17 protein-coding genes and 5 other annotated features are annotated in these 21,792 nt (G+C 39.0%); of the genes, 6 read left to right on the top strand and 11 right to left on the bottom strand.

Annotation, left to right across the window (positions count from 1 at the left end):
• Positions 1 to 79: 79 nt before the first annotated feature.
• Positions 80 to 1,531, bottom strand: coding sequence for a cardiolipin synthase (gene cls, locus J3U50_RS05875; RefSeq protein ID WP_301945787.1), 1,452 nt, complete (start codon positions 1,529 to 1,531; stop codon positions 80 to 82).
• A 106-nt stretch (positions 1,532 to 1,637) separates the two neighbouring features.
• On the opposite strand from cls, the gene J3U50_RS05870 reads away from it, so the two are divergent.
• On the top strand, positions 1,638 to 2,600 hold the full coding sequence (locus tag J3U50_RS05870; RefSeq protein WP_301945786.1) for a hypothetical protein: 963 nt from the start codon (positions 1,638 to 1,640) through the stop codon (positions 2,598 to 2,600).
• Positions 2,601 to 2,644: 44 nt separating this feature from the next.
• Here the strand turns inward: J3U50_RS05870 and J3U50_RS05865 are convergent, their stop codons facing one another.
• Positions 2,645 to 4,267 (bottom strand): peptide ABC transporter substrate-binding protein, encoded by a 1,623-nt coding sequence (locus J3U50_RS05865; RefSeq protein WP_301945785.1) that lies wholly within the window; start codon positions 4,265 to 4,267, stop codon positions 2,645 to 2,647.
• 12 nt (positions 4,268 to 4,279) lie between these two features.
• Complete coding sequence (locus J3U50_RS05860; protein ID WP_301945784.1) at positions 4,280 to 5,467, bottom strand: amidohydrolase family protein; 1,188 nt, start codon at positions 5,465 to 5,467, stop codon at positions 4,280 to 4,282.
• Positions 5,468 to 5,685: 218 nt separating this feature from the next.
• Positions 5,686 to 5,937: a binding site (T-box leader), on the bottom strand.
• Between the two features lie 248 nt (positions 5,938 to 6,185).
• Between J3U50_RS05860 and J3U50_RS05855 the strand changes: the two genes are divergently transcribed.
• The gene (locus tag J3U50_RS05855; protein ID WP_034530580.1) at positions 6,186 to 6,575 is read left to right on the top strand and encodes a hypothetical protein; all 390 of its coding nucleotides are present in this window, start codon (positions 6,186 to 6,188) and stop codon (positions 6,573 to 6,575) included.
• Between the two features lie 36 nt (positions 6,576 to 6,611).
• Here J3U50_RS05855 and J3U50_RS05850 read toward each other — a convergent pair whose 3' ends face one another.
• Positions 6,612 to 7,805: a homoserine dehydrogenase gene (locus tag J3U50_RS05850; RefSeq protein WP_301945783.1), complete on the bottom strand. Its 1,194-nt coding sequence runs from the start codon at positions 7,803 to 7,805 to the stop codon at positions 6,612 to 6,614.
• Between the two features lie 38 nt (positions 7,806 to 7,843).
• Positions 7,844 to 9,028 (bottom strand): PLP-dependent aspartate aminotransferase family protein, encoded by a 1,185-nt coding sequence (locus J3U50_RS05845; protein ID WP_301945782.1) that lies wholly within the window; start codon positions 9,026 to 9,028, stop codon positions 7,844 to 7,846.
• 56 nt (positions 9,029 to 9,084) lie between these two features.
• Positions 9,085 to 9,345 (bottom strand) — a binding site (T-box leader).
• Positions 9,346 to 9,837: 492 nt separating this feature from the next.
• Here J3U50_RS05845 and J3U50_RS05840 point away from each other — a divergent pair.
• The 4 genes from J3U50_RS05840 to metF all read left to right on the top strand — a co-directional run bounded on the left by J3U50_RS05840 (position 9,838) and on the right by metF (position 15,387).
• Positions 9,838 to 11,109: an O-acetylhomoserine aminocarboxypropyltransferase/cysteine synthase family protein gene (locus J3U50_RS05840; protein WP_160184708.1), complete on the top strand. Its 1,272-nt coding sequence runs from the start codon at positions 9,838 to 9,840 to the stop codon at positions 11,107 to 11,109.
• Between the two features lie 14 nt (positions 11,110 to 11,123).
• On the top strand, positions 11,124 to 11,906 hold the full coding sequence (locus J3U50_RS05835) for a homoserine O-succinyltransferase (protein ID WP_160184709.1): 783 nt from the start codon (positions 11,124 to 11,126) through the stop codon (positions 11,904 to 11,906).
• Positions 11,905 to 12,148, top strand: a binding site (T-box leader). It overlaps the preceding gene by 2 nt.
• A 70-nt stretch (positions 12,149 to 12,218) precedes the next feature.
• Positions 12,219 to 14,477 (top strand): 5-methyltetrahydropteroyltriglutamate--homocysteine S-methyltransferase, encoded by a 2,259-nt coding sequence (gene metE / locus J3U50_RS05830; RefSeq protein ID WP_301945781.1) that lies wholly within the window; start codon positions 12,219 to 12,221, stop codon positions 14,475 to 14,477.
• A gap of 1 nt (position 14,478) precedes the next feature.
• On the top strand, positions 14,479 to 15,387 hold the full coding sequence (gene metF, locus J3U50_RS05825) for a methylenetetrahydrofolate reductase [NAD(P)H] (RefSeq protein WP_301945780.1): 909 nt from the start codon (positions 14,479 to 14,481) through the stop codon (positions 15,385 to 15,387).
• A 64-nt stretch (positions 15,388 to 15,451) separates the two neighbouring features.
• On the opposite strand, the gene J3U50_RS05820 is transcribed toward metF, so the two are convergent.
• From J3U50_RS05820 to J3U50_RS05795, 6 genes are all read right to left on the bottom strand, one after another.
• A complete protein-coding gene (locus J3U50_RS05820) occupies positions 15,452 to 15,808 on the bottom strand; it encodes a YisL family protein (RefSeq protein ID WP_041152689.1) in 357 nt (118 codons plus the stop codon).
• 18 nt (positions 15,809 to 15,826) lie between these two features.
• Positions 15,827 to 16,009: a DUF6440 family protein gene (locus J3U50_RS05815; RefSeq protein ID WP_034530593.1), complete on the bottom strand. Its 183-nt coding sequence runs from the start codon at positions 16,007 to 16,009 to the stop codon at positions 15,827 to 15,829.
• Between the two features lie 120 nt (positions 16,010 to 16,129).
• The gene (locus J3U50_RS05810; RefSeq protein ID WP_302467402.1) at positions 16,130 to 16,864 is read right to left on the bottom strand and encodes an amino acid ABC transporter ATP-binding protein; all 735 of its coding nucleotides are present in this window, start codon (positions 16,862 to 16,864) and stop codon (positions 16,130 to 16,132) included.
• Positions 16,848 to 18,338 carry an ABC transporter substrate-binding protein/permease gene (locus tag J3U50_RS05805; protein WP_301945779.1) on the bottom strand — a complete coding sequence of 497 codons (1,491 nt, stop codon included), beginning with the start codon at positions 18,336 to 18,338 and terminating at the stop codon, positions 16,848 to 16,850. Before J3U50_RS05805 ends, J3U50_RS05810 begins: the two co-directional genes overlap by 17 nt.
• On the bottom strand, positions 18,328 to 19,728 hold the full coding sequence (gene argH / locus J3U50_RS05800) for an argininosuccinate lyase (protein WP_301945852.1): 1,401 nt from the start codon (positions 19,726 to 19,728) through the stop codon (positions 18,328 to 18,330). The genes J3U50_RS05805 and argH overlap by 11 nt, the downstream gene beginning before the upstream one ends.
• Positions 19,718 to 21,019: an argininosuccinate synthase gene (locus tag J3U50_RS05795; RefSeq protein WP_301945778.1), complete on the bottom strand. Its 1,302-nt coding sequence runs from the start codon at positions 21,017 to 21,019 to the stop codon at positions 19,718 to 19,720. The genes argH and J3U50_RS05795 overlap by 11 nt, the downstream gene beginning before the upstream one ends.
• 48 nt (positions 21,020 to 21,067) lie before the next feature.
• Positions 21,068 to 21,289 (bottom strand) — a binding site (T-box leader).
• 33 nt (positions 21,290 to 21,322) lie between these two features.
• Positions 21,323 to 21,551: a binding site (T-box leader), on the bottom strand.
• Between the last annotated feature and the right edge of the window lie 241 nt (positions 21,552 to 21,792).

Here is a 21,792-nt window from a genome sequence, read left to right as displayed (position 1 = left end):
TGATAACAAGTATAATTTAAAAAGATTTTGAAAGCAAACTAAAAAAAGATTCCAGTAATCTGGAATCTTTTCGATTATTTTATAGAATTGGTGAGAATAAACGACTAAATACTTGTTTGAATTTCAACCAACGTGATTGTTTTTCAAAGTCCGCATAAGTCATTAATTTACTGCTTCTGATGTCGTTAACGTAGATTGAATGTAATTGTTCAGCCAATCCTTCGTCGTAGATAAACGCGTTAATTTCGAAGTTTAATTTGAAACTTCTAAAGTCCATGTTGGCGGAACCAACTGACGCGATTTTACCATCGACTAAGACGGTCTTGGCGTGAATAAATCCATTTTCGTAGAAGTAAATTTTGACACCATATTTTGATAATTGTTTTGCATAGTATTGAGTTGCACGATATACGAATGGATGATCGGGCATGCATGGCACCATGATTCTAATATCAACACCTGACATAGCAGCAGTTCTGATGGCGTCTAAGGCACTATCGTCTGGAATCAAGTATGGTGATTGAATCCAACAGTAGTTCTTGGCGTTTTGAATCATCTTGATGTACCCCAATTTGATTTGTTGTAAATCAGAGTTAGGCCCACTGGATACCACTTGGATATTGGTAGAACCTTCTTGGTATACCTTAGGGAAGTAGAAGCCCTTAGTTTCTTCAACATCAATCTTGTGGTCCATGTCTGTAACATTCCAGTCCAAGATGAATTGGGCTTGTAGATGATGAACGGCTGAACCAGCAATTCTCAAGTGAGTATCACGCCAGTTACCAAACTTCTTCTTACGACCTAGGTATTGGTCACCGATGTTAAAACCACCGATGTATCCGTACTTACCGTCGATAACCACAATCTTTCTGTGATCTCTAAAGTTCAAACGGAAGTCCATTACGGCTGAGTGGGTGTGTAGGAATGGTTCTACAAATCCACCGGCTTCACGCAATGGGTCGAAGAAATGGTGCTTGTTTCCCATTGAACCCCAACTATCGTAGATAACGTGGACTTTAACGCCTTCCTTAGCTTTTTTGATTAACTCTTTTAAGACGCGATGACCGATTCTGTCATCATAGAAGGTATAAAATTCAATGTTAATTGAACTTTTAGCGTTTTTAATGTCGGAAATAATGCAATCAAATAAGTGATTACCTTCGGTGAAGACCTTAACATGGTTTCTTCTAGATAAGTCAGTAACGTCTGAGGTTTTGAACAGCTTAACAAGTGTTCTGTATGAGTATGAGACCTCATCAGCTCTGATTTTTTCCGGATTGTTATGTATCTTGCCTTGTTCTTTTAGGATGTCATACATCAATTTATTGTCTTTGTATTGGAAACGGAATAAACGTTTTTTAGGTAGTTTTCTTCCAACGAATGCATAAATCAAAAATCCCAGCACAGGTAGGAATGAAAGCACTAATAACCATGCCCATGTTGCGGCAATATCACGTTCTTCTCTAAAGACTGTAATCAATGCCAAAATTTCATTAATTAGAACAATGGAATATAGGATGTTTAAAAGCATAATTATCCCTCCTTTAAGCTTAATATAGCATAATTATAGCACAATATATTTCGCTTTTAGCTCATCATGATATACTATAAGCATATAAATCTAAGGAGGTTAGACTATGACGTCGACAATCGAGCTTAGAAATACCCTAACTTTGGATTATGAAGTAGGGCCATTCATCTCACTAATTGTTTCATTTAACGAAATTAGTAACAAAAATGATTATTTAAATTTAATCGAAACTGTTAAAGAAGAATTCATTCAAAAACACGACGAAAATATCTGGCCAAGATACGAAAGAAAATTAAGAAGATTCAACTTTGATCGCGCAAAACATATCGGAAACGGTTCTGGTGTTGCACTATACGTTAGTTTTAAAGCCATCCATTCATTTGACTTAACCCAACCTGTTAAGACCCAAATCTCAATCGATGACACCATGAACGTGGCGCAACTAATCAAGGAAATCGAAAGCCAACTTCACTACCGCGTTTTAATCCTACGCGATAACGACTTTAAGCTACTAAGAGTTGATAACGGTCACTTTAGTATCTTAAACCTTGTGAACAAGCCAATTCCGGTCCTTGTAAACAACGATAAAAACAAATACTTCATGTTGGTTAAAGAATACCTAAGCGATTTATTTGATGACGATGACTACCTACAAACTGTGGTGGTTGCCAGCGAAGAAAACCGTAAGTTATTCAACGAATTAGCTGACCAAAAGACATTTGCGAAAGACATCGTAAGCAAGGTTGATGTGGACGATCTTGGTCCCGACAAGATTTCTGAAATGATTAATGAATTGAACCAACAATTCTTTGACAAGTTAGCAAACGACAACAAAATTAAATACGAAAAAGCTAGTGATCACCGTTTAGTCGCAACCGATTTACGCGATATTATTTCAAACGCACTATCCGGTAAGATTGATACTTTATACATTAGCGAAGAAAGCTACAACAAGACTTTAAATGATTTAGCAATCACTACCATTGGTTTCGCAGGAAACGTTCTACTAATTCCAAAGAGCCAAATGCCAATGAACTTGGACTACGCTGCAATCACATTGAAGTTTTAATGCAACAAAAAAAGACCTAGATTTCTAGGTCTTTTTTTATTTGGTTATTCTACATAACCATGTGAGAAGTCCCAACTACCAACTGGGTTAAATGTAACACCCTTAACGTTAGTCTTTAATGCAACTGGGTTAGATGTTTGGTAGAAAGGTACCGCACCTACTTCTTTATTTACTAGCTTACCTGCTTTAACTAAATCATCCCATCTCTTAGCTGGGTTATTAGCGTCTACAGTGTTTGACTTGTTGATGTAGTTATCAAATTCAGCATTTTGCCACTTACTAAAGTTGATTGAACTATTTGATGTTCTGATGCTCAAGGCTGAGATTGGATCAGCATAACCTGGGTCCCATCCAGTTACTACTAGATCAAAGTTGCTGCTAAATAATCTTGAGATTCTTTGTTGGCGAGGAAGGTTAACGTTGCTTACTTTCAATCCAGGTAATTTTTGGAATTCGGCTTGTAAGTATTCAGTTGTTGCCTTAGCAACATCGGTATCGTCGTAGGTTAAGGTTAGGTTCAAAGACTTCTTACCGACTTCTTTTAGTCCTTCCTTCCATAGCTTCTTAGCTTTGTCTAAGTTGTAATCAGCAGTTCCTTTTACATATGCTGCCGCCGCATAATCCTTGCCCTTGTAGTTAGCTAGACCATCAGCAACAAATCCCTTGGTTGGGTTTGAGCCATCCCCTAATACATCTGTTACATAGTCTTTTCTATCGATTGCTAAAGATAGTGCTTCTCTTAGTTTTAAGTTCTTAAATTCAGGATCTTTTTGTTCATTTAATTCTAAATAGTTTGAATACATAGTTTTGTACGTATGTAATTCTTTAGAACCTTTGAAGTTCTTTACTTGTTGTTTTCCAGAAAGTGAAAGTTCGTCCAATGAACCAGTTTGATATTCATTTAGACCAGTTTGTTGGTCCTTAACAACCTTCATGTTTACCTTGTTCAAACGAACAGTTGAGGCATCGTAATAATTTTCGTTCTTAGCCAATGTCCAAGAATCGTTGGTTCCTGTCCAGCCAGTAACGGTAAATGGTCCGTTGTATACTTGTGTGCTGCTTGAAGTACCGTATTTTTTTCCGTACTTAACAGCGACCTTTTTATCTTGTGGGAAGAAGGCGGAACTAGTCAAAAGTTTCTTAAAGTATGTTTGTGGTGATGATAATTTAACCACGAAAGTGTATTTATTTGGTGCACTAACCCCTAGTTTGTCGGGACTTAGTTTACCGGTACTAACTTCTTTGTAGTTAAGTAAGTGATCCATTAGATATGAATCTTGAGAAGCGGTCTTTGGATCGACAGTTCTTTGGAAACCATAAACGAAGTCGGCGGCAGTAACAGGGTCACCATTGCTCCATTTTGATTTTCTTAAATCAAATGTATATGTCTTTCCATCTTTTGATACCTTCATGCTCTTAGCCACACCATATTCATATTTGTTGGCTGATGGACTAAAGAAGAGACCTCTATCGACATTATTTAATGTTGTAGAACTAGTGATATCAACACATTTTGATGGATCCAAAGTGATTAGATTCGCGTTTTGCATCCAGTTTAATGATTGATTCTTCGCACCCTTTGATTGGGCTGATGAATTACCACATGCTGCAAGTGATAATGTGACTGTTGCTAAAAATGGTAGTAGTAATAATTTTGATTTTTTCATATTAGATTCCCCCTAGTACACCTTTTGGCCAAGTTTATATACAGATTTATCTGCTTGTTGAACGGCTTTAACGTCTGCCAATGGATCGTTTTCTAGAACTAAGAAATCGGCATACTTGCCGGCTTCCAATGTTCCATAATCATCCAAGTGCATTAGTTCCGCTGAATGTCTTGAAGTAGATAATGCTTCAAAATTAGTGAAGCCTTCTTTTTCGACCATCAATTGAAATTCAACCGGTGTCTTAGAAAAATCGTTGTAAGGTGTACCAGCGTCTGTCCCTAAGGTAACCTTTACACCACTTTCCTTAGCGTGGCGAACGTTTTTGTAGATGTCGTTTAAGGCATTCAAAAGTTTGTTTAGTTCCCACTTTGGAAGTGTGTCTTTACCGTATTCGGCGATGCACCATGCGGAAACTAGGGTAGGTGTTAGGTAGGTATTATGTTCTTTCATCAATGCGATTTCTTCATCGTTAACATAAAAACCATGTTCCACTGAATCAACTCCCGCTTTGATGGCGTTCATGATTCCGGGATTACCTTCGGCATGAGCTGCAACTACGGCGTGCTTGTTGTGGCTTTCGTATACGGCAACCTTTAGTTCTTCTAAGGTTAATTGGGCTTCGTCCATGTAGTCACCAGGTGACATTACACCACCGGTAGCCATGACCTTGGTACATTGGGCACCATTTTTAAAATTATTTCTAACCGCTTTTCTCATTTCGTCTGGAGAATCGACGGTCACTCCACTATGAGGTGCATCCCCGTGTCCACCAGTCATAGTCAAAGCTCGACCAGATGCCATCATTTCAGGCACCTTAGTCAATTTATTTGTTCTTTGTAGTTTAGCTAATGTTGCATCTAAACCATAAAGGCTACCGCATTCTCTTACATATGTAACCCCTGATTTAAGTAAAGCTCTTAGACTGTCAACCGCGCGCACTGTTGCGGTAGTTTGATCAGCGTCAGGATTTCCATCGGCTGTATCTGAGTCTAAAGTGATGTGGGTGTGACAATTTACCAATCCTGGCATTACGAATTGACCTTTTAGATCAACTTGTTTGTCACTGTCTCGTTTTGTCGCGTCTTCACCAAATGCTAAAAACTTTCCGGTGTCTTCATCAACTAACATTGATGTGTCTTTGTATGTCTTATCTTCAAATCCGTTAAATAAATTGAAGTTTGTATATAGAGTTTTACTCATGATTAAATCCTCCTAAAGTTAACACCTCAAGGAATAAATCATAGATAGCAACTGCAGTTTTCTTAAAACTATGTATGTTTACCGCCTGATATTGGCGTTATTGTAAAAATTTAAACTAGTTACGATTCGCATTTAAAATGCCACTAATGTCTGATTTCATTTCCATCACCTCCTTAAATTGAGCAAATAAAAAAGCGCCCCAATTTCGCATACACGAAATAAAGGGCGCTTGCGCGCGGTACCACCTTTTTGTTATACCGATTCAAAATTAATTTTATAAAGATAAACGATATATCTCAAACAAACCCGTTGATTTGCAGATTCTGTAATGGGAATTCCCAGCCGAGACTACTTTATTTGCCTGGCAGCTCATAGATGATTTTCATTTCAAACATTGTTAATCCCTTTCACCAAACGGAATCTCTCTAAAAACGTGGTCCGAAATTACTCTTTCTATTCTTCGCTTTTGTATTTATCTTTAATCGTATTCTAATCCTTTTATAATAATTGTCAAACTAAAAGTCTAATTTTTCGTAAATATTTCTATATTTTTGCAATTAGTATCCCTTATGTGAGATACTATCATAGGTGTTACATGAAATTTTTTCTGTAACCCCCATTTAATGACATTATAAATGAAAAAACTACACACGTTTTTAGATGTTTGTACTAGAATAATCTAAACGCATTATCTGAATTAGGAGAGGATTTTTTAACAATGTCAGACATACAACTAAGACCTATTATTAACGAATGGGCAAAAGACTTTAGCGATGAAATCGTTGATTTACATTACGTTAAAGAACAATTATCAGATGCACAATTTGATAACTTTATGAAACAAGTTAAGGCATTAGATTTATTAACTAATACCGAAGCTTACAAAATTATTTACGATGCAGCTAAGAACGATTTGGAACTAAACCACATCGATGATTTAGCAAACCGTACCAATCAACTACAACGTTTGATTGAAATCACTGGTGAATACAGCGATCAACCAAAATATGTTTTATTCGCAAACATGTTCGAAAACGCTGGTGTATCAACTGATGATACTTTCGCCCGTCTAACATATGCAGAACTTGCATTACAAGATTTTGAATAAGAAAACAAATAAGAGCGCCTAATATAGGCGCTCTTTTTATTTTTCAATCCATGGATTGTATGCTCCGCCACTGATACAGGCAAAGAAAATGCCCTTATCATCACTGGATAATTCATTAACAACATCATGAATCTTTTGAGTATCAATTGCGGCAATATGGTAGTAATTACCGTCTTTTTGAATGTCATATTCTGGTAGTTTTGATTCTAAATCTGCACTGGTTCTAACGACATAATTCTTTTGCTTGGTAGTGTTATCCAAAGAAAATTCTTCGTTAAAATCACGTTTTAAGTGCACATTGTTGGCCTTTAAGTCTAAGATATCTTGCACTAACGCGTGGGCAGTTGGAAATTCACCCGCACCTTGACCATTAAAGGTTAGCTTACCGATGGTAGTTCCACGTAACCCGACGAAATTGTAGTTATCATGGATTCCGGCTTCGATTTGTCCGGGGGTATATAAAGTTGGTTCAACCACAAAGTTAAAACTGTTGTTTTTCTTGAAACTACGACCTAGTAATTTCACGATTAAATTGTGTTTTTTAAAGTACTTAATATCCTCATCGGTAATATTTCTAATCCCGAATTTTAATAGGTGGTCACCTGGTTTCACAAAGGTGTTATAGGCAATGTCCACACTAATACATAATTTATTTTCGATGTCGTATCCATCGATATCTGCACTCGGATCGGCTTCTGCGTATCCTAAGTCTTGAGCATCTTTTAGGACTTTATCGAAACTTTGACCAGTCTTTGTCATAGTATCCAAAATGTAGTTACTAGTTCCGTTTAGGATTCCGTGAATCGAATCAATTTGGTCGATGCGAAGTGCTCTTTCCAAATTAATAATCCAAGGAATTCCACCACCAACGGCTGATTCAAAGTAGAACTTTACACCATTTTCTTCAGCGATTTCATCAAATTCCTTCAAGTTTCTCGCTACGACCGCTTTGTTAGCTGTCACAACGTTCTTGCCATGTTTTAACGCATCGATGATCATTGTCTTAGCTGGTTCTAGTCCACCTAGTACTTCCACGACTACATCGACTTCTTCATCATTTAAAATCGTTGAGTAATCATCCACAAATAATTCGTTTTGATCAACTTTTTCTGGACGAACAAATACATATTTGACTGATAAATCTTTTTCAAATGGATGCAAAGCGCTGTCTTGAATAATCTTTAAGACTCCACTTCCGACGGTACCGTGACCTAAGATTGCAATTTTCATAGTGCAAGCCTCCTTTTTTGCTTTGGCTTTATTATATCTTATTTCGCAGATTCTACCGCGGTTAATTTTTTCGCCTTAGCAAAAGCTTGCTCTAAATCAGCAATCAAGTCCTCTGGATCTTCTAGTCCGACTGATAAACGAACTAGTTGCGGAGTGATCCCAACCTTGTTTCTTTCTTCGACCGGTAATTCGGCATGGGTCATGTAGTATGGAAGTTCGATTAGACTTTCAACGGAACCTAGACTGACCGCTAACCAGATTAATTCCGGACTGTTGACGAATGCCTTTGGATCGACATTATCGTTTAGTTCAAACGTGATGACACCACCGTATCCCTTTAGTTCGTTTCTAGCGATTTCGTCGGTTTCGTCACCGGCACGACCGGGATAGTAAATGTGTTTGATTTCGTCAGTTTTAGAGTCCAAATATCGCAAAACTTTTTGTGCATTTTGAATATGTCTGTCCAAACGAACTGATAATGTCTTAATTCCACGAATTACCAACATACAGTCCTCTGGCGCTAGGATGCCGCCAACTGCGTTTTGACAAAAATATAATTTATCGGCCACTTCTTCGTTATTGGTAACAACGAGTCCGGCAATCACGTCGGAGTGACCACCCAGATATTTAGTAGCTGAATGGATGACAATGTCTGCACCCAAATTCAATGCTTGTTGTAAATATGGGGTTAAAAATGTGTTATCAACGATTGTGAAAATGCCATGTTTGTGGGCAATTTCCGCGATATGTTTAACACTGGTAACCTTCATGAATGGATTGTCGATGGTTTCGAAGTAAATCGCCTTGGTATTAGGCTTAATCGCACTTTCGACGTCGGATAAATCCTGTGTATCCACTTGGGTAAATTCAATATCCAAGTTTTTCAAATAGTCGTTAATCAAACGGAAAGTTCCACCGTAGATATTCTTGCTAACGACGATGTGATCACCCGGTTTAAACAAAGTGAAAACCGCGTGAATAGCGGCACTTCCGGATGCATAAGCAAAGCCATGTTTAGCATCTTCCAAGCATGCAATTTGATCTTCTAAGTACTCTCTTGTGGGGTTCAAAGAACGTGAATAGTCATATTTGTTTTCCCCATCGATATCTTTAAAGGCATATGTAGTGGATTGGTATAATGGAACATTCACTGCGCCCGTACAGTTATCGTGAAGATTGTTTAGCCCTTTTCCGTAGACTAATTTAGTGTTAAATCCTGTCATAATCAATCATCCTTTCTAAATTTAAGAAATAAAAAAGTCCCGCAGTCTCAAAAAGACTACGGGACGTCGGCACGTGTTACCACCCTGATTTCAAGTAGCCATCACTGGCTACTTCTCAACAAGTACGTTAATCATAGAGGTCAGATGATTAAGATACTCTGACGCGGTAACGGGCGCACCCGAATTAGACTTACCAAAGATCGCCTAATTACTGTAATCAAAGACCATTTTCAGATTCTCCACCACACCGAATTTCACCATCCATCGGCTCTCTTATTGAGGCTTATAAATCTTACTCATCTCTGCAAAGTTTTTTGGTTGTTTTGATTGTCTCGAAGTTTACTCGTTAAAATTTGTTTGTCAAACCAGATATTTTAATTTTTGGTACACAAAAACGGTCTAAAAGATAGTATATAAACTTTTTGAAAAATATTTTTATTAATCTTTTTCTAATAAAATTTTAATTTAACTGTTGACATTAGAAAAAACTAGGACTATCATTCAAAACAACTTAAATAATTCAGACGTTGAAGAGAAGAGTAACTCAAAACGATCGATTCAAAGTGAGCATCGGATAGTGAAAAGGTGCAATTGATTGTGAGTCACAGATGAGCTCTGAGTCATGATCGATAGTGCAAGCTAGAAATCCGGTAGGAACCGATACCTTCCCAGACATGTTAGTGTCGTTGAGGCTTTATTAGTGATAATAGAGCGAAGTTGGGTGGTACCGCGGAAGCTTTCGTCCCATGTATTTAGTTATACATGGAGCGAGAGCTTTTTTTGTTACCAAAATTTAGGAGGAATGTTTTATGAGTACAGATAAATTTGAAACTTTACAGATTCACGCAGGTCAACACATTGATGAGACAGGTGCCAGTGCCGTACCGATTTATCAAACCAGTTCATATATCTTTAAAGATGCAGCTCAAGCTGCTGGTCGTTTTGCCTTAACCGATCCAGGTAACATCTACACTCGTTTAACCAATCCAACCACCGATGTTTTCGAAAAACGTGTGGCTGCACTGGAAAATGGAACTAGTGCCGTTGCTTTAGCATCTGGTGCCGCAGCAATTCACGCCGCCATCACCAACATTGCTGGCCAAGGTGACGAAATCGTTTCAGCCGGAACATTATACGGTGGAACATACAACCTATTTAACGCCACATTACCTAAGTTAGGAATTACCACTCACTTCGTTGATTCTGATAATCCAGAAAACTTCGAAAAAGAAATTAACGACCATACCAAGGCGTTATACCTAGAAACAATTGGTAATCCGGATATCAACCTAAGTGATATCGAAGCAATCGCAGACATCGCTCATAAACATGACCTGTTATTGATTGTCGATAACACATTCGCATCCCCTTACCTATACCGTCCACTAGATCACGGTGCCGACGTTGTCGTTGAATCCGCAACTAAGTTCATCGGTGGTCACGGTACCACAATGGGTGGCATCATCGTTGAAAATGGTAAGTTCGACTATCGTACAAGCGGTCGCTATCCTGGTTTCACAACCCCAGATACCCACTACAACGGATTAGTATTTGCCGACTTGAAACCAGGTGCATTCACCACCAAGGTGAGAGCCGAAATCCTTCGTGATACCGGTGGTGCAATTAGTCCATTCAACTCATTCTTATTAATTCAAAGTCTAGAAACATTGTCACTTAGAGTATCAAGACACGTTGAAAACACCCGTAAGGTCATCGATTTCTTATCTAACAACGATAAGGTCGCTTGGATTAAGTACCCTGAACTACCATCCAGCAAGTACTACGAACAAGCCAAGAAGAGTTTTCCTAAGGGTGTCGGATCAATCTTCACAATCGGGCTAACCGGTGGTGAAGAAGCTGGTAAGAAGTTAATTGAAAACTTAAACCTATTCTCACTACTAGCCAACGTTGGTGACGCAAAATCACTAATCATTCACCCCGCTTCAACCACTCACGCTCAACTAAACGAAGAAGAATTAAAAGAAGCTGGAATTACACCTGACTTAATCAGAATTTCAATTGGAATTGAAAACGCTGACGACATTATTGACGATTTGAAACAAGCTTTCGCGAAAATTTAAAGGAGGTAAGGCCTATGGGTTGTATCAACATCCTATCTGGCTATTCACAAAATAGTCATCAAAAAATTGATGATGCCCTAAGTATTTTGGTGCTAAACCTAATGCCCAATCGGCTTGAGACTGAACACCAAATTATCGATTTGCTTCAACAAACCGACCTAAACATCAATTTAAACTTCTGTCGCATGGCCAGTCACCACATCAAACACTTCGATCCAGAAATCATCGAAAAATACGTAACAACCAAAGATGTTTTCAACCATCACTTTGATGCATTAATCGTTACCGGCGCCCCACTAGACAGAAAGCACTTTAATGAGGTCGATTACTGGAATGAATTCGTTGATTTTATCAACTGGCGTAAGACCCACGTCGACACCTGCCTATTCAGTTGCTGGGCCGCCTGGGCTGCCGGAACCATCGATGGCATTTTAACAGGGCAACAGTTGGACCAAAAGATTTACGGGGTCTATACAACCAATGGCATTACAATGCCTCAATCACGTTACTTCACGATTCCGAAAAATAACGTTAAGGCAACCGTGTTAGCCGGAAACGACACCATCGGCGCCACCTTAATTTTCGATTCAAACACTAATTCATACTACGTCACTGGTCATCTTGAATACGGGACGAAAACTTTAGCTGATGAGTATTTCCGCGATGTCAAAAAGGGTTTGGATACTAAAAAACCAAGTAACTACTTTGATAATCAGAATCATCCCATCAACTCCTGGCATACGGATGCCACCACCTTTTACATCAATTGGTTAAACCAATTTACATCATCTAAATAAGTAGATATTGAGCAGATAAGTAGGTTTTTCAAACGTTCACAGAGAGCTTTGATTACGATGAGACAAAGCACGCAAGGAAACTGAAAATGGTCTAGGAATTATCTATCACCGTGAGTCTTTGACAAACGATGTTCGGGTACGCCCGTTATCGCGTAGAAGTATTTCTTAGGAAGTACTTATTGAGTGTAATGCAGCGATGTATTACAAAATCAGGGTGGTAACACGAAGATTTCGTCCCGTAGTCTACATAGACTGCGGGATTTTTTTATTCACCCGCTAAATAAATTTTTATTTACCTGAGGAGGTAACATTATGAGTACAAGCATTATTGGATTCCCACGAATTGGAGAAAACCGCGAATTAAAACGCGCTACAGAAAAATATTGGAAAAAAGAAATCGATCAAGAAGAACTACTAAAGATTTCCGATGAACTAAAAGAAAAGAATTGGCAAATTCAAGAAGGTGCCAAGTTAGGCCTAATTAGTGCCGGTGACTTCTCATTCTTTGATAATGTCTTAGACGCCGCTACACTATTGAACATCACTCCTAAACGTTATGCCGATTTAGGTTTAAACCAATTAGACGAATACTTCGCCCAAGCCCGTGGTTACCAAGACGATAACCATTCCGTTAAGGCTCTACCAATGAAGAAATGGTACAACACCAACTACCACTACATTGTCCCAGAAATCGACGATGATACAGAAATTAAACTAGTGGAAACTAGATTCTTCGACGATGTAAAAAAGGCAGCTGCCAAACACAGTAACGTAAAGGCTTCATTAATCGGTCCATTCACCATCCTAAAGCTAAGCCGCTACGTTGGTAAAAAATCAGCCGAAGACTTTATCGAACCAATCGTTGAAGCATACAAGGAAATCTTCTCTCGCCTAAATGCCATCGACATAAAATGGCTACAAATCGATGAACCATCACTAGTTTTTGATCTAAGTGCTGACGACAAGAAGCTATTCGATGACCTATACACTCGCATCCTAGCTATTCCTCATGAGTTCAAGATTAATCTTCAAACATACTTCGGTGATGTTCGTGATATCTATGAAGATTTAGTTAAATTACCATTCGACGGTATTGGTTTAGACTTCCTAGAAGGTAAACAAACCGCTGATTTAATCGCTAAACACGGTTTTGACGACAACAAAGTATTATTCGCTGGAGTCGTTAATGGTAAAAACATCTGGCGTAACGAATACAAGAAGACCATTGAATTACTAAAGAGCCTACCGGTTAAAAACATCGTAATTTCAACTTCTTGTTCACTACTACATGTTCCATACACCGTTGATAACGAAACCGATCTAGACCCAGAACTAAAACAACACTTAGCCTTCGCATACCAAAAGCTAGACGAATTACACGACCTAGACGAAATCTTCTTCAATGGCAACACTGAACTATTGGATGCAAACAAAGCATTATTCAAGAACGTTAACCATCCAAAGGATCCAGCCGTGACAAAACGTATCGCTGACTTATCTGATGATGATTACACCAGATTACCAAGTCGTGCTGAACGTGAAACCATCCAAAAAGAAGAATTCCACTTACCAGATTTACCAACTACTACCATCGGTTCATTCCCACAAACCAAGGATGTTAGAAAGAACCGTTCACTATACAAGCATCATGAAATCGATAAGGATCAATACGATCAATTCAACAAGGACAAGATTAAGCGCATCATTGAATGGCAAGAAGAAGCTGGTTTTGACGTCTTAGTCCACGGTGAATACGAACGAAACGACATGGTGGAATACTTCGGTGAAAACCTAGCTGGTTTCGCATTTACCAAGAAGGCTTGGGTGCAATCATACGGTACCCGTGCTGTTAAACCACCAATCATCTGGGGTGACGTTAGCCGTAAGAACCCAATTACAGTTGCCGCTTCTACCTACGCCCAAAGTTTGACCGACAAACCGGTTAAAGGAATGCTTACAGGTCCCGTTACTATCTTCAACTGGTCATTCCCACGTGAAGATATCCCCGCAAAGGAATCAGTAACCCAAATTGCCTTAGCAATCCAAGATGAAGTATTAGATCTTGAAAAACACGGCATCAAGATTATTCAAATCGATGAAGCCGCCCTACGTGAAAAGCTTCCACTACGTAAGAGTGACTGGTACAAGGAATACCTAGACTGGGCAATTCCAGCATTCAAATTGGTTCACAGTAAAGTCCAACCAACTACTCAAATCCACACTCATATGTGCTACAGCGAATTTAACGACATCATCAAAGCCATCGATAACATGGATGCCGATGTTATTTCATTCGAAGCATCACGTTCTGATTTATCAATCATCGATAAATTAAAAGCAAATAACTTTGAAACAGAAGTCGGCCCTGGAGTTTACGATATTCACTCTCCACGTGTCCCTAGTCAATCTGAAATCTACAACGTTATCAGTGACATCCTAGCTAAACTTCACGAAAGCAAGGTTTGGATCAACCCGGACTGTGGTCTAAAGACCCGTGGTGAATCAGAATCATTCGCTAGTCTAAAGAACTTCATCGCCGCTGTTCAACAAAAACGCGGAGAGTTGGGATAACATGAGTTTAAAAGATACATTCAAGAACAAAACGGTGTTCTCACTTGAGGTGTACCCACCCAAGACACCGGAAGGAACCAAAAAATTAGTGAACGCCCTTACCGGGATTAAACGAATCAAACCAGATTTCATTTCCATTACCTTAGGTGCCGGTGGATCACAAAATAACAATGCTTTGGAGCTATCCAGCATGATTCAAAACGATTTGAACATTCCTGCCATGGCCCACATTCCAGGAATCTATCGTTCCAAAAAAGACGTTGCCGATTTCTTAAAACAATTAAAGCAACACAACATTAATAACGTATTAGCCCTTCGTGGTGACATTAACCCGGACGAAACGCCGGTCGGTGACTTTAACCACGCTTCAGAATTGGCAGAATTCATCAAAACCCAAGGCGACTTTGACATCACGTGTGCCTGCTACCCTCAAAAGCATCCCGAATCTATCGATTTGGTCGATGACACCCTTCATTTGAAGGAAAAAGTAGACAACGGTGTCGGTCATTTAATCACCCAAATGGTCTTTGATAACCAAGCGTTCTATGACTTTCGTCAACGTTTGAAACTGGCCGGAATTAACGTGCCGGTCGAAGTCGGCATCATGCCCTGTACTAACTGCAATCAGATTAAACACATTACAGAATTGTCGGGACTAGAAATGCCGAAAAAATTCGTCGACATCATGAATAAATACGCCAACAACAAAGAAGCAATGCGTGATGCCGGAATCGCCTATGCGGTCGATCAAATCGTTGATTTGGTCGCCAACGGCGTCGATGGCATTCACCTATACACCATGAATAACACCTACGTCGCTAAAAAGATTTGGGAAGCAACCCATTCCTTATTTGAAGCAACCAGCTATCAACTCCAACATCCATCCCTATCTGGCAGCGACAATCAATAAAAAAAGAGAGTGAACATACTTGTTCACTCTCTTTTTAGATACGTAGAATCTGCGATAATAATATTTAAATAAAATGAATGAAAGGACGACCGCCAGCGACGATTAATCCAATCACAATCACTAGTGCGAAAACTAAGATTAGGCTCATTACCAATCCAACAGTTAACGACTTTTTAGTCTTTTGGGCATAGGCCATTTCAATCAAGCCAATTAAGAAAATGGCTGATAAAACCTTCAAAATCGTGAACATGGCATCGCGTTCAAAGGCTTTACTAAATAGTACAATTCCCGTTACGATGAAGACTAGATAAGATACTCTAGTAGCCATCATGTAAGGCTTAAAGTTATTCTTTTTGCATAGCGCGGTAATCACCAAAGCGATTAGTAGTACCGCAAAAATTAAGTGAATCCATAAAAACATGGTTTCATATTCCCCCGTTTATTTTTCTTTGTGTTCGTAATCTTGATCAATTTCAGATTCATCAACAAACAAAGTTCCGTCAGGGTTGCGTAGTGGTGTTAATGTACTGCCGTATCCACCATATTCAACACCGGTTCTTTGATCGATGTAAATGGATACTCCTGTAAATGATTCTTCTACTAGTTTAAAACGTTTAGACAATTGATTTCCTCCTCGGATTAATTCAAAATGTGTCATGTTTAGCTTTATTGTACAAAATAAAATGAGAATAATCAAAAAGACCAACATTTATGTTGGTCTTTTTACGTATTTATAAACAGATTAAATCATTTTACTTAAAAAACGTTGGGCGTTAGGGGTTTTAGGATTTGAGAAGAAATCTTTTGGAGCTTGTTTTTCTTGAATCTTTCCTTCATCCATAAACCAAATTTCGTCTGAAACATTCTTAGCGAATTCCATTTCATGAGTAACGATAATCATGGTCATGTCCTTCTTAGCTAAGTCTTGCATCACACTTAGTACTTCACCGACTTTTTCAGGGTCCAATGCTGAGGTTGGTTCATCGAATAGAATTACTTCAGGATCCATGGCTAGCGCACGTACGATTGCGATACGTTGTGCTTGTCCACCTGATAGACTGTCTGGATAAACGTTTGCCTTGTCATCTAGGCCAACAGTCTTAAGTAATTCGTGTGCCTTAGCTTCGGCGTCTTCCTTACTCATGCCCTTAACCTTGATGGGTGCTAGTGTGATGTTATCGATAACTGTCTTGTTTTCAAACAAGTTAAAGCTTTGGAACACCATTCCGATGTGGGTTCTTAATTGAATTAGTTCCTTTTCAGAACTACTTACTAGGTCTTTACCATCCAATAGAATCTTTCCAGAAGTTGGTTCACCTAGCATGTTAATGCAACGAAGGAAAGTACTCTTACCGGCACCAGAAGGTCCTAAAAGTGAGATTACTTCACCCTTGTGCACTTCAGCATTGATGTCAGAAAAGATGGTATTATTTTTGAATTTTTTGGTTAAATTTTCAATTTTAATCATTGGTTCCATGGCTAATCTTCCCTTCTAAGTGTTTCATGATTCTAGAAATTGTAAATGTGATTACGAAGTAAATGACCATAATGACAGCGATTGGTGCGACACCTAAGTAGGTATCAGCTTGGACAGCTCTCATTTGATACATTAGTTCTCCAACCCCAATTACGGATGCTAGTGAACTATCCTTGATCAAAGTTACTAGTTCGTTACCAAGTGCAGGCCAGATGTTCTTGAAGGCTTGTGGTAACACGATGTATTGCATTGATTGTTTCTTGGATAGACCAAGTGATAATGCGGCTTCGCTTTGACCATCAGAGATAGAATTAATTCCCCCTCTAATGATTTCGGCGACGTAGGCTCCAGAGTTAATGGAAATCGCGATGATTCCTGAAGTTAAGGCTGGAACGTTAACGATGGTACCTAGACCAAAGTAGATGAACATAATTTGAACTAATTGAGGTGTTCCACGAATGAATTCGATGTAGCAAACGGCGATTGAGTGTAATAGCCAGTTGTGACTTAATCTCATTAGCGCAAAGATTACACCTAAGATGATACCGAAGAATACTGATACCACTGAGATGATCATTGTGTATTCGATACCTGAGATAAAGAAGTTCTTGTATTGCCACATTGTTTCAAATTGTGATTGTGACTTGTTGTTAGTGATGTGTTTTGCGGCTGCTGGAACGAATTTCTTGGTGTATAGGTTATCTTTGTTAACCTTATCAATTGTCTTGTTAGCGGCGTTTTCTAGACTAGTAGCACCCTTGAAGAAGGCAATCTTGTTTTGACTTTCTTGACCAGGCATCTTAGCATCAATAATCTTTAGACCTGGGTTGTGGGCTGCGTAGGCTTGAGCTACGGCAGTGTCTAGCGGAATGGCTTGAATTTTTCCTGACTTCAAAGCAAGGATTAAATCGTTGATGTTTTCCATTCCCTTTAAGTTAATGTTCTTGATACCCTTCTTCACAGCGTCGTATTGTACTGATCCGATTTGAGCACCGATGGTCTTACCTTGAAGATCCTTGTATGACTTGATTTTCTTGTCGTCAGCACTGTTTAATACCAGACTCAATCCTGATGAGTAGTAAGTCTTACTGAAGTCGACACTTTTGGCTCTTTCAGGGGTTTCGTTCATCCCTGCAATAACCATATCAACCTTTTTGGTTTGAAGCGCAACTAGTAGTGAATCAAATCCCATTGATTTAACCTTTAGTTTTACTCCTAAGTCCTTGGCGATGGCCTTACCTAATTCGATATCGGCACCGTAGACCTTTGAACCACCGTTATCTTTTCCAATAAATTCGTATGGAGGATAATCTGGGGCGGTTCCCATTACAATGTAACCTTTTTGCTTAATTTGTTGTAGTGAGTTATCGGAAGCTGATGCTTGAACACTTGGAACAGTGAATGCTGTCACGAATAGTGTTGCAATCATTAGCAACATAGTAATTAACACGGAATGTTTCATTTTATTCTTCATGATTCATTTCTCCCTTTAGTTTTTCTTTCGCTTTTTCAATCTGTTTATGGACTTCATTAAAACCGGTTGACCCATAACTCTTTCTTCTTTGAATTGCGACGTGTGGTTTCAAATCTTCGTAGATGTCTTCTTCAAACAAGTCTGAATAGTTATGTAGTTGTTCTAATGATAGATCCTGTAAGTAGCAATTTTCGTTTATGCATTTGGCGACTAATTCACCTGCGATACGGTGAGCTTGTCTAAATGGTAATCCTTTGGCTGATAGGTAATCAGCTAATTCAGTTGCGTTTGAAAAGTCCTTTTCGACCGCTTGTAACATCAATTCCTTATTGACCTGCATTGTCGCAATCATTTCGGTCATTAATTGTAGGATAGGTTCAATGTTTTCGACTGTATCAAACACGCCAGCTTTGTCTTCTTGGAGATCCTTGTTGTATGCCAGTGGCAATGATTTCATCGTTGCTAGTAAGGCGTTTAGGTGACCGTATACCACTCCGGTTTTACCCCTAATTAGTTCACACATGTCGGGGTTCTTTTTTTGTGGCATGATTGAACTTCCAGTACTGAATGCGTCTGATAGTTCGACGTACTTGAATTCGTAGCTAGACCATAAGCAAATTTCTTCGCATAGTCTTGATAAGTGCATCATTAGAATAGAAGCATTGCTTAGAAATTCAATTGCAAAGTCCCTATCTGATACGGCATCGATGGAGTTGTTGTAAGGTGCATCTAAACCTAACTCATTAGCGGTGAAATGAGGATCGATTGGGAAAGTTGTTCCCGCAAGAGCGGCAGCACCAATTGGTGACATGTTGGTATGCTTTTGGTTGAATTCGAACCTGTCATAATCACGGTCTAACATTTCGTAGTAGGCCATTAGGTAATGGGCAAATGAGATTGGTTGAGCGTGTTGTAAATGGGTATATCCTGGCATGATGGTTTCTAAATTTTCGTCGGCTAGGTTAACCAATTCACTTTGAAAACTCCTAATTAGTGCCATGATTTGTGGTAGACGTTTCTTTAGGTATAAGTGAAAGTCTAGTGCCACTTGATCGTTTCTTGAACGAGCGGTGTGGAGTTTTCCAGCAACAGCGCCGATTTTTTCGGTTAGCACTGTTTCGACATTCATATGAATGTCTTCGTTTTGGTAACTAAAATGAAGTTTTCCTTCATTGAACTCTTCCTTAATCTCTTTTAAACCATTCACGATTTGGTCTTTTTCGGCCTCTGTGATGATACCAACGTGGCTTAACATGGTGGCATGAGCAATGGATCCCTCGATGTCTTCGTTTGCCATCTTGATATCAACATTGATTGAGGCGCCGAGCCTCAAGAATAAGTCATTAGCGTCGCCGTTAAAACGACCGCCCCATAGTTTCTCACTCATCAGATTCACCTTCTAACTTGTTTTCAACTAGTACCTTTTCCTTTGTTTGTGTCTTCATAACGTCTTTCATGAAGTTCTTTTGTATGTTCTTTTGTTTTACTTGTGATGCGACTTGAGTAGGTAGTCCCCATAGTTTAATGAAACCAACTGAAGCATTTTGATCGAATGAATCGGCTGCAGTGTAAGTAGCTAGATCTTCGTCGTATAGTGATTCTTCTGACTTAGAAGCGACTACGTAAACGTTACCCTTGAATAGCTTAACCTTAACTGTTCCACTCACTGTGTCTTGTGATGATTGGATAAATGCCTTTAATGACTTCATTAATGGTGAGAACCATAAACCGTTGTAAGTAAGGTTAGCGATTTGTTGTTCAATCATTGGCTTGAAGTGAGCTAAATCTCTTTCCATAGTTAGGTTTTCCATTGCCTTGTGGGCCTTTAGTAATACGGTAGCACCCGGTGCTTCGTATACTTCTCTGGATTTGATTCCAACTAAACGGTTTTCGATGTGATCGATACGACCGACACCGTGTTCGCCGGCTGCGATGTTAACCTTTTTGATAACGTCAACGAAGCTCATTTCAACGCCGTTAACTGCGACTGGTTTACCTTGTTTGAAAGTGATGTCCATGAATTCTGGTTGGTCAGGTGTTTCTTCGATTGGTTTAGTAATATCGAAGGCATCTTCTGGAGCTTGGTTCCATGGATTTTCTAGGACACCACATTCGTTAGCACGTCCCCAGATGTTGGCGTCGATTGAGTATGGAGAATCTAAATCAATTGGAATATCGATATTGTGTTTCTTAGCAAATTCGATTTCTTCTTCTCTGTTCCAGTGCCATTGACGAACTGGAGTAACCACTGTCAATTTTGGATCTAGAGAATGGATAGCTACGTCGAAACGAACTTGGTCGTTTCCTTTACCGGTACAACCGTGACAGATGTATTCGGCACCCTCTTGGTGAGCAATTTCAACTAGCTTTTGGCTCATTAAAGGACGAGATAGAGCTGAGCTCAATGGGTATTCGCCTTCATACATTGCGTTAGCGTCTAATGCAGTTAGTAGGAAATCTTCAGCGAATTCGTCTAGTGCATCAACAACGTATGACTTGATGGCACCAACCTTTAATGCTTTTTCTTTAATTTGGTTTAAATCTTTATGTTCTCCGTAATCTTCACCTACGTTAATGCAGCAGGCAATTACGTCAAAACCTTGTTCGATTAACCATGCGATTGAAACTGATGTATCTAATCCTCCGGAATATGCTAAAACGATTTTCTTTGATTGTTTCATGTGAAACATCCTCCTTTTTTGTATATAAACAACGAAATTTTAATTTCTATAGAGGACGATGTAACCGCGGTACCACCTCACTTCCTAACACCCTCGCGAATGCTAGCTCATAAAGTCAATGACTTCCGCGTTAACGCCGCCGACGTTTGCTTCTACTCATTTCGAAGCTCACTCACAAGTACGATTAATCAAACGTCATTATTAACTCTCATCAATGTTAATTTCTCTGTAAATGATTGGTTTGATTAAATTCTTGATCATCATGCAAATATTTATATAAAAAAAGTCCCCTAGGAATAAATCCTAGAGGACGACTAATCGTGGTTCCACCTCAGTTTCTGACATTCTCACGAACATCAGCTCATAAAGTTCTTTCAAACTTTAACGATAACGCGTTAACGGTGAATTCTACTCATTTCGAATTCAAACTCATAGGTACGATTTAATTAATGTCATCCTTAGCTCTCACCCGGCTTTGCTAAGTTCTCTGTAAATGACTGAATTAACTAAAATTCCTAATCACTGTTTTTAAAATTAATATTTATTTTTGGGTATAAAAAAATCCTCTTGGATAAGATATCCAAGAGGACGAATAAATCGCGGTGCCACCTCAATTCCTAGCATTCTCACGAATACTAGCTCGAGAAGTTATAATAACTTCAGCGTTAACGCCGCCAACGATTTTTTCTACTCATTTCGAAAAATGACTCTCAGGTACGATTTAACTACCGTGCTACTCACTCTCATAACCGTGAGCTTCCTGTGAAACACTC

The organism is Lactobacillus sp. B3795, assembly GCF_026535805.1.
GTDB lineage: Bacteria > Bacillota > Bacilli > Lactobacillales > Lactobacillaceae > Apilactobacillus > Apilactobacillus kunkeei_C.
This window is presented reverse-complemented; position numbering and strand designations above follow the sequence as displayed.